This window comes from Nisaea nitritireducens (assembly GCF_014904795.1).
Classification (GTDB): Bacteria; Pseudomonadota; Alphaproteobacteria; order Thalassobaculales; family Thalassobaculaceae; genus Nisaea; species Nisaea nitritireducens.
Window position 1 is genome coordinate 1 of record NZ_JACZFS010000044.1, and the last position, 19,239, is coordinate 19,239.

16 protein-coding genes are annotated in these 19,239 nt (G+C 59.7%); 4 read left to right on the forward strand and 12 right to left on the reverse strand.

Translation table 11 applies throughout. The annotated features are described in order from the left end of the window. Positions 1-25: 25 nt before the first annotated feature. The 8 genes from IG629_RS14700 to IG629_RS14735 all read right to left on the reverse strand — a co-directional run bounded on the left by IG629_RS14700 (position 26) and on the right by IG629_RS14735 (position 9,401). Positions 26-538 carry a hypothetical protein gene (locus IG629_RS14700; RefSeq protein ID WP_193172700.1) on the reverse strand — a complete coding sequence of 171 codons (513 nt, stop codon included), beginning with the start codon at positions 536-538 and terminating at the stop codon, positions 26-28. A gap of 212 nt (positions 539-750) precedes the next feature. Then, entirely contained in the window at positions 751-1,338 is a 588-nt protein-coding gene (locus tag IG629_RS14705; RefSeq protein ID WP_193172701.1) for a hypothetical protein, read from the reverse strand. 569 nt (positions 1,339-1,907) lie between these two features. Further along, the gene (locus IG629_RS14710) at positions 1,908-3,266 is read right to left on the reverse strand and encodes a class I SAM-dependent methyltransferase (RefSeq protein WP_193172702.1); all 1,359 of its coding nucleotides are present in this window, start codon (positions 3,264-3,266) and stop codon (positions 1,908-1,910) included. Between the two features lie 82 nt (positions 3,267-3,348). Then, on the reverse strand, positions 3,349-4,386 hold the full coding sequence (gene hemH, locus IG629_RS14715) for a ferrochelatase (protein ID WP_193172703.1): 1,038 nt from the start codon (positions 4,384-4,386) through the stop codon (positions 3,349-3,351). A gap of 149 nt (positions 4,387-4,535) precedes the next feature. Then, a complete protein-coding gene (infC, locus tag IG629_RS14720) occupies positions 4,536-5,024 on the reverse strand; it encodes a translation initiation factor IF-3 (protein WP_319025097.1) in 489 nt (162 codons plus the stop codon). A gap of 101 nt (positions 5,025-5,125) precedes the next feature. Beyond that, a complete protein-coding gene (gene thrS / locus IG629_RS14725; RefSeq protein ID WP_193172704.1) occupies positions 5,126-7,045 on the reverse strand; it encodes a threonine--tRNA ligase in 1,920 nt (639 codons plus the stop codon). 213 nt (positions 7,046-7,258) lie between these two features. Further along, the gene (locus IG629_RS14730) at positions 7,259-8,242 is read right to left on the reverse strand and encodes a glycosyltransferase family 9 protein (RefSeq protein ID WP_193172705.1); all 984 of its coding nucleotides are present in this window, start codon (positions 8,240-8,242) and stop codon (positions 7,259-7,261) included. After that, on the reverse strand, positions 8,232-9,401 hold the full coding sequence (locus IG629_RS14735) for a glycosyltransferase family 4 protein (RefSeq protein WP_193172706.1): 1,170 nt from the start codon (positions 9,399-9,401) through the stop codon (positions 8,232-8,234). The genes IG629_RS14730 and IG629_RS14735 overlap by 11 nt, the downstream gene beginning before the upstream one ends. Positions 9,402-9,512: 111 nt before the next feature. Between IG629_RS14735 and IG629_RS14740 the strand changes: the two genes are divergently transcribed. From IG629_RS14740 to IG629_RS14750, 3 genes are all read left to right on the forward strand, one after another. Next, the gene (locus IG629_RS14740) at positions 9,513-10,295 is read left to right on the forward strand and encodes an alpha/beta fold hydrolase (RefSeq protein WP_193172707.1); all 783 of its coding nucleotides are present in this window, start codon (positions 9,513-9,515) and stop codon (positions 10,293-10,295) included. Then, positions 10,277-11,047 (forward strand): tetratricopeptide repeat protein, encoded by a 771-nt coding sequence (locus IG629_RS22965; RefSeq protein ID WP_193172708.1) that lies wholly within the window; start codon positions 10,277-10,279, stop codon positions 11,045-11,047. The genes IG629_RS14740 and IG629_RS22965 overlap by 19 nt, the downstream gene beginning before the upstream one ends. A gap of 406 nt (positions 11,048-11,453) precedes the next feature. Then, a complete protein-coding gene (locus tag IG629_RS14750; protein ID WP_193172709.1) occupies positions 11,454-14,324 on the forward strand; it encodes an SBBP repeat-containing protein in 2,871 nt (956 codons plus the stop codon). Positions 14,325-14,448: 124 nt separating this feature from the next. Here the strand turns inward: IG629_RS14750 and IG629_RS14755 are convergent, their stop codons facing one another. The 4 genes from IG629_RS14755 to IG629_RS14770 form a co-directional block, all read right to left on the reverse strand. After that, positions 14,449-15,117: a glutathione S-transferase family protein gene (locus tag IG629_RS14755; protein WP_193172710.1), complete on the reverse strand. Its 669-nt coding sequence runs from the start codon at positions 15,115-15,117 to the stop codon at positions 14,449-14,451. A 44-nt stretch (positions 15,118-15,161) separates the two neighbouring features. Then, complete coding sequence (locus IG629_RS14760; protein ID WP_193172711.1) at positions 15,162-15,920, reverse strand: sulfite exporter TauE/SafE family protein; 759 nt, start codon at positions 15,918-15,920, stop codon at positions 15,162-15,164. Between the two features lie 32 nt (positions 15,921-15,952). Beyond that, positions 15,953-16,516 (reverse strand): GNAT family N-acetyltransferase, encoded by a 564-nt coding sequence (locus IG629_RS14765; RefSeq protein ID WP_193172712.1) that lies wholly within the window; start codon positions 16,514-16,516, stop codon positions 15,953-15,955. Positions 16,517-16,765: 249 nt separating this feature from the next. Continuing rightward, positions 16,766-18,163, reverse strand: a complete 1,398-nt coding sequence (locus tag IG629_RS14770) for a dipeptidase (protein ID WP_193172713.1) — start codon at positions 18,161-18,163, stop codon at positions 16,766-16,768. Between the two features lie 141 nt (positions 18,164-18,304). Between IG629_RS14770 and IG629_RS14775 the strand changes: the two genes are divergently transcribed. Continuing rightward, the gene (locus tag IG629_RS14775; protein WP_028467136.1) at positions 18,305-19,162 is read left to right on the forward strand and encodes an isocitrate lyase/PEP mutase family protein; all 858 of its coding nucleotides are present in this window, start codon (positions 18,305-18,307) and stop codon (positions 19,160-19,162) included. Positions 19,163-19,239: the final 77 nt, after the last annotated feature.

A 19,239-nucleotide genomic window follows, 5' to 3' on the forward strand; every position in this document is an offset into this window, starting at 1 on the left:
TTCTAGGCGAGCGGTTGCCCGCCCCTTAAGCCTCGGCCAGTTCCGCGCATTCCTCGACTTTCGGGACCATATCTCCGGGCTTGGCCCGCGTCGGACCCTTTGCCTTTACGCCGCCGGAGAACAGCGCCGTTTCCAGCATGCGCTCGCATTTGCGCCGGAATTCCTCGGGGGCTTTGTATCGGATGGCGCCGGCGAGTTTTTCGCGGGCTTCCTTGATCTTCATCGCGCGCCGCTCGATCTCGTCTTCCATGGCGGCTTCGATAGCGGCGCTGGAGGCGATCGATGTCGCTTTCATGAAGGCATGCCGCATGATGGCATCAACGGCGCCGGTTGCCTCGTCCGTATAATCCTTCGGCAGCTTGGCGCTCTTGATGGCTTCCTTGAGACATCTGGCAGACGCTTCGCAGCGGTCCGTGCGACCGCTTTCAGCCTGCTTCTTGATCTGGGAGAGAGCTCCGTTGACGGCGGGCGCCAACTCGTGGATCCGGCGGATCGCCGCATCATCCTGAACAGTTTCGGTTTCAGTGTGACCGAACATCGGCAGCCTCCAACTTTCTGTTGATGGTGCGTGGTTAATGATCGGTAAAGATTAAAATGCTTTTTATGTAATTGCTATACAAAAATGCAATCCACACGGAATTATTGTGTTTGAGCGTGGTGACAGCGCGCCGGATGGCGCCCGCAAATGCAAACGCCGCCCTAGCTGGGCGGCGTTTCTTATCCGGGTTCTGTCAGCGGTGCCAAACGGCGTTACGCTCCGACAGGCTTGGCGTAGGTCTTGAGCTTTTTGGTCTCTGATTGTTTCGCTTTGGCCGGAGCTGTTGGCGCAGTGTCGACAGGCTTGGCGAGGTTCTCGACCTTCGGCGCCGTGTCGCGAGGCTTCGCCTTGGTCGGCCCCTTCGCCTTGACGCCTCCCGAAAACATCGCAACCTCAAGCATCCGCTCGCACTGTTGCTTGAATTCCTCGGGAGCTTTGTTCTTCATGGCTCCGGACAGCTTCTCGCGCGCCTCCTTGATTTTGGCGGTACGCTTTTCGCTATCGTCGTTCTTGCCTGCATCGACAGCCTCTTTCGCCGCAAGCGCCGTTGCTTTCATGAAGGCCTGCAGCATCAGTCTATCGACGCCTTCCCGGACCTGTTTGGCGTAATCTTTTGGCAGCTTCGGGTTTTTCAGAACTTCTGTGAGACGCTTGGCTGATGCTTCGCAGCGATCGGTGAGCGCGGCATCCGCCTGCTTCTTCATCTGAACAAGCGCTGCTTCGATCGACTGCTTCATCGCTTCGACGCGACGTTCTTCAGCTTCCTCTTTGTCGCTCTTTTCTTTACCGAACCCGAACATTGGCGTTTCCTATCCTCGCTTAAATGGAGGAGCTCTGCGTTATCCCTATTCATAATAGTGTAAAACTTGAAAGTATTCAAAAAAAGAAAATTTAATACTTAAGTGTTTTTCGATATTTTTCATTGGATTTGACGTTTTTATTTTTAATATTTCTAATAATTTCACGGTTGTTTTACTGATTTGGTCTGGGTGGAAAAAATTGAAATTATTCAGATGAAGTATCGTCTGGGTTTACGATGCGGTTGATGCGCTCCTGGCGGGTACGTTGATCGGGGAGGGAAGTTTGCACGATCCGGATGCAAAGCAATTTGATCTGCTGCCTGACCCGCCGGATAGCGAAATATCTCTTTCCGTCTACAGACCGGATTAACGGCCTAAGCGTCGTTTTGGAATGTCTGGTGAGTACGGATGCTAAGCCTTAGACTCAGCCCTGTATGTGTGCAGAGGCACAGCTGGGACTCGTCCGTTTCCTTGGTCCGGATTTGCTCATAGGCATGTCCTGTCTTGGCGGGCCGGGTCGGGAGGAACGGAGGCCGATTCAAGGCGTCAGGCCGCGGCTTCAGGAACGGCTAGAGCTTCTCGACATAAGTGGAGCGCTGCGCCGCCGCAATACCGATCTCTTGCACGGCAAAAGCCTTTGCTAGCTGTTGTTGGCCGAAAATTTCCGCGTTTAGGTCCTTCATCCCCGAAACGCGCGTCGGTAGAAAGATGCGGATTCCGCCTATCGGAACAAACCGGAGCATGTTGCCCAGGACCTGTTCTTTGTTACGGAAGGAACAGAGAACGACATGCTTGATCTTGCTGTTTGCGACCAGATTGAAAAGGTCCGTTAAACTGGTCAGCCGAACGGTACTCGAAGGATTGGCTCCCCCAATCCCGTCGACGAAAACAGGCCCGTTACGGAAAGTGTGATAACGGGAAAATTCCTCGAATAAAGAAGGCTCTCCAAAGAAGGCTGTATCGGCCCGGTCGAACATCGAGAGGGTTTTTTGGGTCTCGTCTTCAAAGCTTGCCAGCAAAGTCTCGATGTTCCGGGCGTTGGGGCCGGCTATCTCCTCGACCGTCGGCCCGGATACTGGATGATCCACTTTTCGAAACAGAAATGTCGTCAGCGTGCGATGCGGAGAATATGAGACTCTGACGACTTCTTGGTCCACGTATTCGAACCCTTGCCGTGCAGCCATCGCCGAAAGGCTTTCACGCGAGTAATAGACCCACATGACATCGCCCCGGATGCAATCTTCGATGCGGTGCGTGTGAGCATCGCCTTCGAATTCATGGCTTCCGGTGAAGATTGACGTGATCGTAATTACGAGAAGTCCGTCGTCACGTAACAGTTTATTCGCCTTGGCGAGGGCGGCCTCCGCGTCGGGAATGCAGTATAAGCTGCTCTGGAAGGTGACGCCGTCGAACAGAGTGTCCGACTTGAACGACTGTATAGTGTTGTTGTGGATACGGTCAGCGGTATAGAGCTTTTTTGCGTATGCCACGACACGCGGATCGGGCTCGACCGTTGTAATTTCTATACCTTGCATTGCAGTGCCGCAGCCGCAGGACCCAACGTCAAGCCAGCGTTGGTAATCGTTCAGGTCGTACCGGTCGGCTATTACGGTCTTGAAGGCTTCATAATGTGATTTTTGTCTTTCGAAGTGCTCGTGGACATGGCTCTCGAACTGAGCCTGTGTTGTCATCTGGTCATAATATGAGATGCCGTAATTTTGTTCTTCTTCATCGGACAAGACGGCCATGGGCCATCGATACAGCGTACGGCACTGCGTGCAGCAAACAACCTCGTTGTCATCGATAAAAGTAAATTCGGCAGGAATATCTGGTACACGGAAGGTCTTGATAAACGGCCAAGCTGTCTTTGTAAAACAAATGGGGCAGCTAGCATCAATCGCTTCTGCCTTTTCGAGAAAACGTTCCATAAATCAAACTCTAAGCTAGATTACCATATGGCGCTTACCCTACGTGAGGCAATTTACTCCGGCAATTGCTATTGGTAGCTGTTTAAACCCAGCCCTTCAGTTCCCGCTCCACCACGGATGCAATCGTTTTCATCCCGTCGTCGGTGTCGTTCAGGCATGGGATGTAGGTGAAATTCTCTCCGCCTGCTTCTGCGAAAGTCTCACGGATACCGATATTGATCTCCTCCAGCGTCTCGACGCAGTCGGCGGAGAAGCCGGGGCAGATGATGGCGAGGTTCTTCACGCCTTTCGCAGGCAGTCCTTCGACCGTGTCCTGGAGATACGGTTTAAGCCACTCTTCCTTGCCGAAGCGGGACTGGAAGGCGACCATCATCCTGTCGTCGGTCCAGCCGAGTTTCTCGCGCACCAGCCGGGTGGTCTTGAAGCAATGGCAATGATAGGGGTCGCCGTTCAGGAAGTAGCGCTCAGGCAAGCCATGATAAGACGTAATGAGCAGGTCCGGCGTCCAGTCGAGGCCCTTCAGGTGCGCCTCGATGGAGTTGGCGAGCCCGTCGATATAAGCCGGCTCGTCATGATAGGCGGGGGCGGTGCGGACGGCCGGTTGCCAGCGTAGCTTCATCAGGGCTTCGAAGGCCTTGTCGTAGGCTGTCGCCGTGGTGCTGGCGGCATATTGCGGGTAGAGCGCGACCAACAAGATTCGCTCGCAGCCCTTGTCTTTCAGCTCCCGGATCTTGCTCTCCGTGCTCGGGTTTCCGTAGCGCATGCCCCAGTCGACGATGACGTTCGGATGTTTGTCCGACAGCATGGCGGCCAGCTTGTCTGACTGGTTGCGGGTATAGAGGCGGAGCGGTGACTCGTCCGTTTCCTTGATCCAGATCTGCTCATAGGCATGGCCGGTCTTGGCGGGCCGGGTCGGCAGGATGAACAGATTGAGGATGACCTGCCACACCAGCGGATTGACTTCGATGACGCGCTCGTCCGATAGAAATTCTCTCAGGTAGCGCCGGATGGACTTGGTGTCCGTCGCGTCCGGTGTGCCGAGATTGAGCAGCAGAACGCCGATCTTCTCGTCCGGCAGGGCGGGATGGTCGGAAGGAAGCTGTCTGGGGGCGAGGGCCATGAGGGTGGTCCGTTGTTATACTTGGAACGGTTCCAACATAGGACGCGCGGCGTCAGAAACCAGCCCTGTCTGAACCCTAAAATGCCAAGGCCCCGCCTGAGCGGGGCCATCGGACCATATGGGCGACGGAATGTCGCGGAGAAGCGCGGTTAGCGGGGCGCGATGACCATGATCATCTGCCGGCCTTCCATCTTCGGATAGGACTCGACCTTGGCCGCTTCTTCCATCTCGTCGCGAACCCGGTTCAGCACGTTCATGCCGAGGTCCTGGTGCGCCATCTCACGGCCACGGAAACGCAGGGTGACCTTCACCTTGTCGCCTTCGCCGATGAACTTGCGCACATTCTTCATCTTCACCTCGAAATCATGCGCGTCGATATTCGGACGCAGCTTGATCTCTTTGATCTCGATGACTTTCTGCTTCTTCTTGGCTTCGTTCTTCTTCTTCTGAGCCTCGTACTTGAACTTGCCGTAATCGAGGATCTTACAGACGGGCGGGTCCGCATTCGGGGACACTTCGACCAGATCAAGGCCAAATTCTTCAGCTTTTAGAATGCCTTCGCGAACAGTCAGTACGCCAAGCATTTCGCCTTCGGGGTCAATGCAGCGGACTTTTTCAGCGAGAATATCACGGTTCACCCGCGGGCCATCCTTGGCCGGCGGTTGATTGAATGGTGGTCTGGCGATCTATCGCCTCCTTCGTTATCTGTTTCTGTTGTGTGGGGAGGAGCCGACCCGGATCAGATGTGATCCGGAGCCAGAGCCTCTTCTTTAAGTCTAGTAATGGCGTCGTCGAGTGCAAGCACTTCTTGCGCTTTTCCGCCGAGTCGCCGCAGCGCGACCTTGCCTTCTTCCGCCTCGCGGCGGCCGACAACGAGGATTGCCGGGATCTTGGCCTCGCTATGCTCGCGGATCTTGTAGTTGATTTTCTCGTTCCGGCGATCCATCGCAACCCGCAGACCGGCGGCCTTGAATTTCTCCATCACCTCGGCGGCGTAACCGTCCGCATCATTGGTTATGGTCGCGACCACGGCCTGGACCGGTGCGAGCCAGAGCGGGAAGCGGCCGGCATATTGTTCGATCAGGATGCCGATCCAGCGCTCCATCGAGCCGAAGATGGCCCGGTGCAGCATGACGGGACGCTTGCGGTTGCTGTCCTCGTCGATATAGGAGGCGTCGAGCCGCTCCGGCAGGACGAAATCGACCTGCAGGGTGCCGCACTGCCAGTCCCGGCCGATCGCGTCGGTCAGCACGAATTCCAGCTTAGGGCCGTAGAAGGCGCCTTCACCGGGGTTCAGCGTGGTATCGAGGCCGGCCGCATCACAGGCATCGCTCAGCGACTTCTCGGCCTTGTCCCAGATCGCATCTTCACCGGCGCGGACTTCCGGACGGTCGGAGAATTTCACCCGCACGTCGGTAAAGCCGAAATCCTTGTAGACTGCCGACAGCAGCTCGCAGAACTTTACGCTTTCTTCTGTGATCTGCTCTTCGGTGCAGAAAATGTGGGCATCGTCCTGGGTAAAGGCGCGCACCCGCATGATGCCATGCAGCGCGCCGGACGGCTCGTTCCGGTGGCATGAGCCATATTCGGAAAGCCGCAGCGGCAGGTCCCGATAGCTCTTCAGGCCCTGCTTGAAGATCTGCACATGGCCCGGGCAGTTCATCGGCTTCAGGGCGAGCACCTTGTCGTCCTCGGCATTGGCCGTGAACATGTTCTCGCGGAACTTTTCCCAGTGACCGGAGGCTTCCCAGAGGGAACGGTCGATCAGCTGCGGGGTCTTCACCTCCTGATAACCGGCACGGTCGAGCTTCCGGCGGAGATGGTTCTCGATCTGCCGGTAAAGCGTCCAGCCTTGCGGATGCCAGAACACGGAGCCGACGGCCTCTTCCTGAATATGGAACAGGTCCAGCTCACGGCCGAGGCGGCGGTGGTCGCGCTTTTCGGCTTCCTCAAGCATGTGCAGATAGGCGTCAAGCTGCTTCTGGTCCGGCCAGGCGGTGCCGTAGATGCGCTGCAGCTGCGGCCGGTTACTGTCGCCGCGCCAGTAGGCACCGGCGACGTTCATCAGCTTGAAGGCATGGCCGGTATATTTGGTCGACGGCATATGCGGGCCGCGGCAGAGATCGAGGAACTCGCCCTGGCGGTAGAAACTGATGGTCTCGCCCGACGGAATGGTCTCGACCAGCTCGACCTTGAACGGCTCATGCACCTTCTTGTAATGCAGGACCGCTTCGTCCCGGTCCCATTCCTCACGGGTAATGGTCTCGTCCCGGTCGACGATCTCGTGCATCCGCTTTTCGATCTTTTCCAGATCGTCCGGGGTGAAATGCTCTTCCCGGAAGAAATCGTAATAGAAGCCGTTCTCGATGGAGGGGCCGATGGTGACCTGTGTTTCGGGATACAGCTCCAGCACGGCTTCGGCCATGATGTGGGCGCAGTCGTGCCGGATCAGCTCAAGCGCTTCCTGGTCTTTCTTGGTGACAAGCGCGACCTGGCTGTCTTCGGCAATAGGCAGGCTGAGATCGCTCAGCGCACCGTTGATGCGGACCGCGATCGCAGCTTTGGCGAGGCCAGGGCCGATATCGGCGGCGATTTCCGCGCCGGAAACGGGGGCATTGAAGGAACGGACGGAGCCGTCGGGGAGTGTAATGGCAGGCATGATGTGGGACCCTTTTGAGGGGTGGTTTCGTGACAGATTTTTCGCAAGGCCTTGGGACGGGAGCGTTCCCGATCCGTATGCCGTCTCGGCCGGCCAGGCCGAAACGGCTAACTAGTCACGATTGTCTGGGTCGGATGCCACATGGGTCCGTAAAATCTGCCGTTGCGCATGGATGGCTATGTAGCGCCAGAACGGCTCTCCCGCAAGGAAAGACTACGCTTTGGGCTGGCTGCGTCGCTTTTTCTGGATCGCCTCCCATATGCATTCGACAGTGAGGTCGTCCAGATTTTCCTCAACCTGCAGGCTGACATTCTCTCCGCGCGGAGCCGCCTTGTCCGGGAAGCTTTTCGTTGAGAAGATCGCAACGGTCGGGCAGCCTGACAGTGCGGCCATATGCATGGGTCCGGTATCGTTTCCAATGGCGATATGGGCCGCCCGGGCCAGTGCCGGGATATCGTACAGCGTGGTTTTGCCGGACAGGTCCCGCGCTTCCGGGCAGATTTCCTTGATGGTCTGAATAGCGTCCTGATCTTCATTGCCGCCCAGGAGCACGGGCATAATTCCCGCCTGGTGCAGGCGTTGTGCAATCTCGCCGTAATAGGGCGCCGGCCAGCGCTTTATGGCCATTTTCAGGGACGAGCCCGGGATCAGCAGAGCGAAACTTTCCGGCAGATCGAAACGCTGAATGTCACTGTCCATGAAGGCGAGATCGGACGGCCGGACATCCGTGATCCCCGCTATTTCGAGTTGGGTCCGCTGCCGGTCCTGGGTGTGGGTCAGGGTCGGGCGTTTGTAGTGGTGATAGTGGCTGCAACCGGGGACGATGCCGGACCATTCGGGTTTCGGGCCCGGCCAGAATAGCCGGTGATAAAAGCCGGTCCGGTCCGATGTCTGCAGGTCGTAAACCCGATCGAATGCCGCGCCGGTCAGTCTGGCGCGCAGGGCGAGCACGCCCGGCAGATTAAAGAGTTTGGGCTCGCTGTCGGTCCAGACCTTGTCGAACAGTCTGCTGCGTTCGCCGAGCTCTGCATAGGCCGGCCGTGTCAGCAGGGTGATCTCCGCATTCGGGTGATGGCGGCGGATCGCCTGCATCGGGCCGAGCGCATAGATGAGATCACCGAGCGCACCGAGCTTGATGACCAGAATGCGCCGGTGTTCCTGGCTTGCGCCAGCTGCAGTTTCCGAATTATCCGGCATTTGGCGAGAGCGGCAGGACTTCTTGATAGACGGAGAGGGTACGGGCGCACATGTCGCTGGTCGTATAATTCTCACGGACATGGGCGACGGCGGCCTCGGTCACCACCGCGCGCTGCGCGGCTGTGAGGGCCAGCGCTGCACGAATGCCTTCCGCGAGTGCTTCGGCATCGTTCGGTTTGACCAGAAAGCCAGTCTTGCCTGGAATCACGGATTCCCGGGCGCCACCGTGATCTGTCGCGACAATCGGGCGGCCCATCGCTTGTGCCTCGATCATCACCCGGCCAAACGGTTCGGGGTCGATGGAGGCGGAGACCACGACATCCGCAATCTGGTAGACGCACGGCATATCCACCACAGAACCGGTGAACATCACCGACGCGCTGAGCCCGGCTTTGGCGATTTTTTCTTCAAGCTCTGCCTTGTAGCTTTCCTTGCCTTTGTAAGACCCGGCCATGATGCAATGAACCGGTTGATCGCCGAGTTTCGACAGGGCCTCGATCAGCACGTCGTGGCCTTTCCAGCGGGTGATCCGCCCCGGCATGACGATCACCGGGACGCCGTCCGGCAGACGCCATTCGCGGCTGAGCTTGATCATCCGCTCGGCTGAAACGGCTTCCGGGTTGAACAGGTCGATATTCACCCCGCGCGGGATAATCCGCAGCTTGTCGCTGCCGGTGCCGAAGCGTGTCTCGATCTCGTGGGCCACGAAATGCGAGATGGCAATCACCCGGTCGCCCCGCACCATCACGGAGTTATAGAGTTTTTTCAGTGGGTTGGTGTCCGGAAAGCGGCCATGAAACGTGGTGACGAACGGCACCTTGTTCTTCCGGGCGGCGCGCCAGGCAATCCAGGCCGGCATGCGCGAGCGGGCATGCACGATGTCGACATTTTCCTGATGGATGACATCGACCAGCCAGTCGAAATTCTGCCGCCAGTTGAGCGGGTTCTTGGAGCCGAGCGGATGCTGGATATGACGGGCGCCGACTCGGGTCAGGTCGTGGACCATCGGCCCGCCGGCGGAAATTACCAGGGCATCCCAGCCCGCTTCGACAAGCGCGCGCGCGACATCAATCGTGCCCCGTTCCACACCGCCGGACACCAGGGCGGGAAGAATCTGAAGAACGACCGGCTTCTTGTCTTCCGGCGGTCGGCGGAACATATCGTAATCGCCGCTCGATTGGCGGAGGTTCGGTATGTTAGGCCTCATGGAGGGGCCGTCGTTCACCGGCGTTCCAAGCATGTTGTTTTCATTGTCATGAAGTTTACCACAATGACCGAGCAAACCCAGCAGTCGCCGGATCCCGCACCCCTCTATCTCGAAAAGCCGGACGGCGCACGTCTCGCTTATCACAAACTGGACGGACGCGGACCCACAATTGTCTTTCTTGGCGGCTTCATGTCGGACATGACGGGTACAAAAGCATTGACGCTTGAGGCTCTGGCGCGTGAACGCGGCCAGGCGTTTCTTCGGCTGGATTATCAGGGGCATGGCCAGTCCTCGGGAAAGTTCGAGGATGGCTCTATCGGGATCTGGCTTTCCGACGCGCTCACTCTGATCGACCGGGTCACGGACGGCCCGCTGGTTCTCGTCGGCTCCTCCATGGGCGGGTGGATCATGCTGCAGGCAGCCCTGCAACGGCCGGAGCGGCTTGCAGGTCTGGTCGGGATTGCCGCCGCGCCGGACTTCACCGAGGATCTGATGTGGGCGACATTCTCCGACGAGATCAAAGAGACGCTGCAGCGCGACGGTGTCTATTACGAGCCTTCGGAATATAGCGACGAGCCCTACACCATCACCATGAAGCTGATCGAGGATGGCCGCGACCATCTTGTCCTGCGGGAGAAGATGCCGATCACCGTCCCTGTACGTTTGCTGCATGGCATGCGCGACGAGTCGGTACCGTACGAGCTTTCGCTGCGCATTGCCGAGAATGTCGAGAGCGAAGACGTTCAGATCCGCTTCGTGAAGGACGGCGATCACCGGCTTTCGACCGATCGCGATCTCGAGATTTTGTCCCAGACCGTGGCTGCGCTGTGCGACGCGGCGGGCTGAGCCTCGCGGGCATAGTGCTCGCCGGAAGCGCGTTTCTCGTCACGATCCTTCCGGCTGCCGCAGCCGAGATCGATCACCAGCAGGAATATCAGGCCTGTATGGCGCTCACCCAAGAGCGGCCGCAGGAGGCCTATAGCAGCGGCCTTGCCTGGTACAAGCTGGGCGGCGGTATTCCGGCGCGGCACTGTCTTGCGGTGGCCTTGTTGCAGTTGCATCAGTATGACGAGGCGGCGTCGCGGCTGGAGCGTCTGGCGACCGACCTTGGCACGGCGCGGACAGCTCTGCTCGGCGGCATTCTGATGCAGGCGGGGCAAGCCTGGTATCTCGCCGGACGGCCTGACAGGGCGTTCAAGCTGCAAAGCAGACTGCTGGATCTGGCGCCAAGTGACCCGGAGCTCTGGGTTGACCGTGCCGTCACGCTGATGGAGCTGGAAAAATACGATGCCGCTCTCGCCGATCTGGACGAAGCGATCAGGTGGAATCCACAGCTGGTGGAAGCCCATATCTACCGGGCGGTGACGCTGCGCCAACTGGATCGGTTGGAGGATGCGGCGAGAGAGGTCGAGACTGTGCTTGAGCTTGCACCGTTCAATCCCGACGCTCTGCTGGAACGGGGGATTCTCCGTCAGTACCAAGGCGATCTGGATGGCGCGCGCGAGGATTGGCTTCAGGTCATCAGGCTCGCGCCCGACTCGCGTTCCGCCGCCGCCGCGCGCGGGCGGATCGAAGAGATGGACGTGATCGTCCGCTAACCGGTTTCCGGCCCCCTTCTTGCCACCTTTCTCTTTGTCATCCCGGACCCGATCCGGGATGACGTCCTGATCTGATTGGAAATCCGGGGTGGCGTAATACGCCGGCGGACGGACACCAAGGATCAGTGAACTTTCCGGTGAAGGCGTTTCCACAGCCGTTTTCGAGCGTTGTCAGGCCGCATTGGAAAAATTGGAAATTTTGGAAAAGTTGGAAAAGACAAAAATTCCAATAGCTTGCATCAATCCCCACAAGCATCTTCAGGTTACTTCAAAGATAGCTCACCTCGCGGGCGGTCAGCCCGCCTGCCACTTAGCCCGCCTGCAACTTAGCCTGTCTGCCACATGGAAACGGAAAGCGCGTCCTTTTCGTCAATCCGCTGTCCCCGAAATGACGTGAGGGTCTGTCATGCAGTTTGTGAAAGGGATCGGCGGAACAAGTGCTGAACAAGGCGATTCTATCCAGGTCGACAGCAGCGGCAACAGCTACGTCACGGGATATTTCGGGGGAACGGTTGATTTCGATCCCGGCGCGGGAACGGTTAATCTGACCAGCGCCGGAAATCAGGACATCTTCATTGCCAAATATGACAGCAGCGGCGGTCTGGTCTGGGCGAAAGGCGTCGGCGGAACAAATAGCGACTATGGCCGTTCGATTGAGATCGACAGCAGCGGCAACAGCTATGTCACGGGGCAGTTCCAGGGAACAGCGGATTTCGATCCCAGCGGCGTGACCCAGAACCTGACCAGCGCCGGCTCGAGCGACATCTTCATTGCCAAATATGACGGCAGCGGCGATCTGGTCTGGGCGAAAAGCGTCGGCGGAACCAGTGCTGACGACAGCAAATCGATCCAGGTCGACAGCAGCGGCAACAGCTATGTCACGGGATATTTCGATGGAACGGTGGATTTTGATCCCAGCGGCGTGACCCAGAACCTGACCAGCGCGGGCGGTAACGACATCTTCATCGCCAAATATGACAGCAACGGCGGTCTGGTCTGGGCAAAAAATCTCGGTGGAACAGGTGGAGACCAAGGCGATTCGATCCAGGTTGACAGCAGCGGCAACAGCTATGCCGCGGGAAATTTCCAGGGAACGTCGGATTTCGATCCCAGCGGCGTGACCCAGAACCTGACCAGCGCGGGCGGTAACGACGCCTTCTTTGCCAAGTACGACAGCAGCGGCGCCTTGGTCTGGGCCAAGAATGTCGGCGGAACAGACTATGACGCTGTCAACTCGATCCAGGTCGATAGCAGCGGCAACAGCTATGTCACGGGAATTTTCCAGGGAACGGCGGATTTCGATCCTGATGCTGGGGTAACGAACCTGACCAGCGCCGGTTTGTACGACACCTTCATTGCCAAATATGACAGCAGCGGCGGTCTGGTCTGGGCGAAAAACATCGGCGGAACAGAGAATGATATTGGCCTGTCGGTCGCTGTCGACAGCAGCGGCAACAGTTACGTCACGGGAGATTTCAAGGGTACGGCGGATTTCGATCCCGGGGCCGGGACCACAAACCTGACCAGCGCCGGCGCGCGAGACATCTTCATCGCTAAATACGAGAGCAGCGGCGCCCTGGTCTGGGTGAAAAGTTTCGGCGGAACAAGTGATGATCAAGGCAGATCTGTCCAGGTCGACAGCAGCGGCAACGTCCACGTCACGGGAGTATTCCAGGGAACGGTGGATTTCGATCCCGGCACGGGAACGGAAAATCTGACCAGCGCCGGTTCTCTCGACGCCTTCCTGCTCAAGCTCGACAGCGGCGGTAATTTCGTCTCGGTCGTGTCGGTAGCACCGAGCTACTTCCTGACGAAGAAGAACCAGACAGCAGCGGATATCGCCGGCACCGAGGCCAACCACACGCTGGTGAATAATTCCGGCGGCACCGCGTCCGGCGCGCTGATCTCCGGTACCGGCAGCGGCAATACCGTCACCGTCACCCTGCCAGCCGGTCTTTCCCTGACAAACAGGGGCACCGGCACAGCGGTCAGTGGCGAAGCGGCGGGAACAAGCTTAACCGGACAGATTCAGGCAAGCGGTACCTCCGCCACCAACCAGGTCTTCATCGATCAGCACGGCCAGATTTTCTTGAATAGCCTCGGCGGCGCCGCGCTCGACATCCGCACCGTTACCTTTTCCGGCAGCAGCGAGCAGACCGTCCACTTTACCGGCACCTCCTCTGGCGGCCCCGAGGCCCTTGTAATCGACACGTCCGGCCTGACAACCGGCTCGACGCTGCAGCTCAACCACATCGACTTCGCCGCCATCCTCGGCAACGCCACCGTGAACGGTGGTGGTGGCTCCAGCTATATCGTCGGAGACGATGCCGCCCAGCGCATCTTGCTGAGTGTTGGCAACAACACGATTGCCGGCGGCGGCGGCTCGGACACGGTCGTCTCCGGCTCCGGCGATGATCTGGTCTATGGCAACCAGGGCTTCGACTCCCTTCTTGGCGGCGACGGCATGGACACGCTCTTTGGCGGCCAGGACCTGGACATTGTCCAGGGCGGAAATGGCAACGATGTGCTCTATGGCAACAAGGGCAACGACGCGCTTTGGGGAGGCGAGCACGAGGATGTGCTCTATGGCGGTCAGGGCGAAGACATCCTCTACGGTGGTAGTGGCGGCGATCTGGTCTATGGCGACAATGGCAATGACGTGCTTTATGGCGGCGACGGCACGGACACGCTTTTTGGCGGCGAGGACCGGGATATTCTCTCAGCCGGGAGCGGCAGCGACGTGCTGTATGGAGACGAGGGCAACGACGTGCTTTGGGCTGGAGAGGACGACGATGTGCTCTATGGCGGCCAAGACAGGGACATCCTCCTGGGCGACGGCGGCATGGACACGCTCTTTGGCGGCCAGGGCAACGACATCCTCTTGGGCGTAGATGGCGACGACCGCATTGTCGGCGACGAAGGCTCCGACGTTCTTTTGGGCGGCAACGGGTTGGACACGCTCAATGGCGGTCTGGGCAACGACCGGCTCGACGGCGGCAGTGGCAGCGACTATCTGGCGGGCGACAAGGGAGACGACACGCTCACCGGCGGCTTGGGAGCGGACATCTTCGTCTTCAACTTCGATGGCGGCAACGACCAGGTGACCGACTTCCAGGCCGGGACCGACACGCTGGCTCTTCAGGTCGGACTCGGTGTGAGCGGCAGCGTCGAGATGTCTGGCAACACCGTCGTCACATTCTCCGACGGCGGAACAGTGACCGTCATCGGGATCCCGAAGATAGATCTCGCGGCCGCGACGGGCTGGGATCTGGGGTAGTCCGCCTCCCTTCTCGGATCTTCTCTTTCGTCATCCCGGGCTTGACCCGAGATCTCCCGAAGCGGGGCAAAGCCTGCGATCAAAAAGGTCCCGGCTCGGGGGACGGGGTGACGCTCTGATCTGGTCAGAAATCCAGGTTGGCGTAGTGCGCCGGTGGGCGGACGCCGGGGATGTGGTCTGACAACAGCGGGCGGAAGCTCGGGCGGGACTTGACCCGGGCGTACCATTCCTTGGCTTCGGGATACTTCTCCCATGGCACATCGCCGATATAGTCGACGGCGGAGATGTGGGACGCGGCGGCGATGTCGGCCAGGCTGAAATGGTCTCCGGCGAGCCAGTTCCGGCGCTCCGCCAGAAAGCCGATATAGCCCAGGTGGGTGGCGATATTCGTATGCCCGGCGCGGATCGCCGCGCTGGAGGGCTCGCCGGTGCCGAGGAAGCGTTTCATCAGCTTCTCGCCGACAAGCATCTCGGTCACTTCCGCATTGAACTTGCGGTCGAACCAGGCGACCAGACGGCGGATCTCGGCGCGCGCCGCGGCATCGCCCGGCAGCAGCGGGACATCCGGGCGGGTCTCTTCGAGATATTCGGAAATGGCGCCCGAGTTGGCGACCACGGTGCCGTCATCGTCGACAAAGACCGGCACTGTGCCGTCCGGGTTCATGGCAAGGAAGTCCGGGCGCCGGTCCCAGATCTGCTCGACCTTGGTTTCGGCCTCGATTTTCTTCTCGCCGAGGGACACGCGGATCTTCCGGCAGAAGGGCGATATCCAGAGGTGATAGAGGGTCGGCATTCAATTCACCGTTAGGTCTGGGGGGTGCCTTGCGGTCGGCGGCGCTAAACTACCAGAACCTTGCCGATGCCGACAATCGCCAGCACGCCGAGCAGGATAATTGCCGCCAGTTTGACTGTTTCCGGGCGTGTGATGCCGAAAAGCTTGTGCCCGATCGAGGTTCCGACGGCCATGACCGGCACCAGGATGGCGCAGCGGATCAGCATGTCCGCGTCTATCAGTTCCTTGTAGGCGGCAAGTGCGATGGCGAAGATGTCGATGAAAATAAAGAAGGCGATCCCCGTCGCCCGGGTGATCGCGACCGGCAGCGGCGAGGAAAGATAGAGCAGCACCATCGGTGGGCCGGGCACGCCGGCGGCGCCGGACATCAATCCGGAGACAATTCCGGTCCCGGCGAGCATTCTGTTGTTCGGGACGGTGGCCATCTTGAAGCCGCAGGCGATCAGGATTACCGACACGAGGATACCTGCATAAATCGCGATCTTCATCGGCTCCGGTTCGACCAGAAGCAGGCAGGCGAACCCGACGGGCACGCCGATGGCGGAGCCGATCAGAAGTTGCCGGATACCCGTCCAATGGACATCCCGGTAGGTGCGCGGCAGCAGGGTGAAGCCTGCGAGAAGATCGATGATCAGGGTCAGGGGGACGACTGCGACGGGATCGGCAACCAGCAGCAATGCGCTGATCAGGATCAGCGCGAATCCGAACCCCGTAAACCCCCGGACGATCCCGCCGATCAGCGTGGCGACGAGGGCGACGGTCCAGATATGCAGGTCCCATCCGAAATGCATCGTCTCGAACATTGCTTGGTGGAGCCTTTGCCGGTGTCAGGACCTCAGGCGGCGCAGGATGCGTCCCCGGACTCTTCTACGCCACTTGCCGTGCCGCTCCAAGGCAGCACTTTGCGGGCCATCGGTTCCTCCGCGAGGGATCGCAAGAGGTCCGGCGCTGCGCGCACCTGGAAGCGCGGCTGATCGACCGGTCCCGGCAGCTCGAATCCATAGGGCTCTGCCAGCACAAAGCCGTAGGGGCTGTAATAGGAGGCTTCGCCGACCACAAGGCAAAGATCCCAGCCTTCCTGATCCGCTTCTTCCAGCGCCCGGGCGACGAGCGTCCGGCCGAGGCCCTTGCCCTGTAATGCCGGATCGACCACCAGCGGGCCGAGCACCAGTGCCGGGAGAATTTCATCGCCGTTTTCCACGTCGCAGCGCCAGAACCGGATGGAGGCTCCGAGCTTGGCATCGAACCCGGTGCGGGCGACGAGGCTGAGGGACGGCACGGACGGACCCTGCCGCAGTTTGTAGACTGTCTTGGAAAGGCGATCCTCGCCGAAACCGATATTCAGCAGGGACTCAATGGCTGCCGCGTCGGCGGCGTTTTCTTTTTCAATGACGATCATTGTCGGGACTTCCGGCCTTGGAGAGGCCGTCCCGAAGAGGGGAACGGCCTAGAGCGTGATGACGGATAGCGCACTACGCGCGGCGATACGTCGTCGTCGCGGGTTGCCTCGTCGCTCTGTGGTGGCCGTGATGTTCATGGCATCCAATTTCCCAAACTCATTGCCAAATACTGCATAAGGCCGTGACCTGCCAAGAAAAAAGCGCCGCGGAATGTCACCGCGGCGCTTTTCCGATTGCAGGCCGATTGGCTACCCGGCGAGTGTCGCAAGCCGCGCCATGATCGCGGCGTTGGAGCGGATGCCACGGTGATAGCAGACCATTTCGAACTTCTCGTTCGGGCTGTGCACCCGGTCATCCTCCAGGCCGAAACCGACCAGCAGGCTGTCCATGCCGAGCAGGTTGCGGATCGATCCGGCAGCCGGGATGGAGCCGCCGCAGCCGATCAGCACCGGTTCCGTCTCGTACTCGTCCCTGAGCCCGGCAACAGCGGCTTTCAGATAGTCGGACTCGGTCGGCACCCGCAGCGCGGGGAAGCCGCCTTCATGGACGATATCCAGACTGTAGCCCTTCGGTAGCCGTTCGGAGACGAAGGCTTTCAGCCCGGCGATGATCTTGTCCGGGTCCTGGTCCGGGACCAGCCGGCAGGTGATCTTGGCGGATGCCTCGGAGGCGATCACGGTCTTGCCACCGGGGTCCTGATAGCCGCCGGTAATGCCGTTGACGTCGAGCGTCGGCCGGGCCCAGATCCGCTCCAGCGCGGAGAATCCCTGCTCGCCGCCCGGCACCTCCAGTCCGACTTCCTTGAGGAAAGCCTCTTCGTCGAAACCGAGCCCGGCCCATTGTTTCAGCTCGTTGTCGCCGACGGGCAGGACATCGTCATAGAAGCCGTCGATCCTGATCCGGCCGGTCTCGTCATGAAAGTCGCCGAGGATCTTGGAGAGCAGGTTGATCGGGTTGATGACGCCGCCGCCATACATGCCTGAATGCAGGTCCCGGCTCGGGCCCTTGATGCTGACTTCGACGGAAACGATGCCGCGCAGCATGTAGGTGATGGCGGGCTTGTCGACGGACCACATGCCGGTATCACAGACGACACAGGCATCGGCGCTCAGCTCCTCCCTGTTGGCGGCAAGGAAGGGCTCAAGGCTTTCAGAGCCGCTTTCCTCCTCGCCCTCCAGCAGCACGGTCACGCTGATCGGCAGGGAGCCGTGCACCTCCATCCAGGCCCGGAAGGCCTCGATGAAAGTCATCACCTGGCCTTTGTCGTCCACCGCGCCACGGGCGACGATGCGCTTGCCGCGCTCGGCCTCGACGATCACCGGATCGAACGGGTCGGAATCCCAGAGCTCGTATGGGTCGGCCGGCTGCACATCGTAATGGCCGTAATAGAGAATGTGAGGTGCGCCTTCCGGCCCCTTCATGTGGCCAACCACCATCGGATGCTTCAGGGCCGGGCGGACGGCGGCATCGAAGCCGATCTCTGTCAGCTGGCCGGCCATCCATTCGGCGGCCCGATGCACATCGGGATCGAATTTCGGGTCGGTGCTGATGCTGGGGATGCGCAGCACGTCGACAAGTCGTTCGACTGACTGGTCCAGGCCCGCATCGATGCGGGCGAGAACGGGGGCGAGAAGGTCCTTGGTCATGGGGCACCGTGTTCGAATTAGGGGCAAACCACGCAGGCTGTTTTTCCGAGAGTGGAAAGCGCGAGGATTGATTGTCTCTAGTCTGGCTGGGTATCGTCCCCGGAACAAGGGCTTGAGCCCTAGACATCTGGAGGAAGTGCCGTGACGCGGCTATTGGACCTGATCAAGCCGGGCAAACTGCTGATTGCCCCCGGTATTTTCGACGGTATTTCCGCGCGCATCGCCGACGAGTTCGGTTTTGAAGCGCTTTACATGACCGGATATGGCGCGGTGGGCTCCCATCTGGGACTGCCCGATGCGGGTCTGGCCAGTTACTCTGACATGGTCGGCCGGGTGAAAGTGCTGGCCGATACGGTCTCGGCACCACTCGTTGCGGATGGCGATACCGGTTATGGCGGGCTTCTGAATGTCCAGCACACGGTACGCGGCTACGAGGCGGCGGGTGCCGCCGGTATCCAGCTTGAGGACCAGGAATTTCCGAAGAAGTGCGGGCATACCCCGAACCGGAAGGTCATTCCGCTCGAGGACATGGTGCAGAAGATCAAGGTCGCTGTCGAAAGCCGGGACAATCCGGACTTCGCCATCGTCGCCCGCACCGATGCACGCACGAATTACGGACTCGACGAAGCCCTGCGCCGGGGTGAGGCTTTCGCCAAGGCGGGAGCGGATGTGCTCTTCATCGAGGCGCCGGAGACGGTGGAAGAGATGGAGAAAATCTGCGCCAGCTTCGACAAGCCGCTGCTGGTCAACGTGGTCGAGGGCGGCAAGACGCCGGTACTGAGCGCGGAAGAATATACCGACCTCGGTTATTCCATGGCGATCTATCCGGGCACCGGTTTCCTTGCCATGGGCGCCGCGCTGCGCTCCGTCTATGGGCGGCTGAAAGAGACCGGCTCCAGCAAGGGCGCCTCCCAGAAGCTGGACGATTTCGGAGCCTTCTCCCGGACCATGGGTTTCGGCGATGTCTGGGACTTCGAAAAGGCTCACGCGCAGGACTGATACGCGGCGGCACGTTGCCGCATCGTGGAAGTCGATTTGTCATGGTGGAAAAACCCGCCAGACTTTGCGCATAGCTT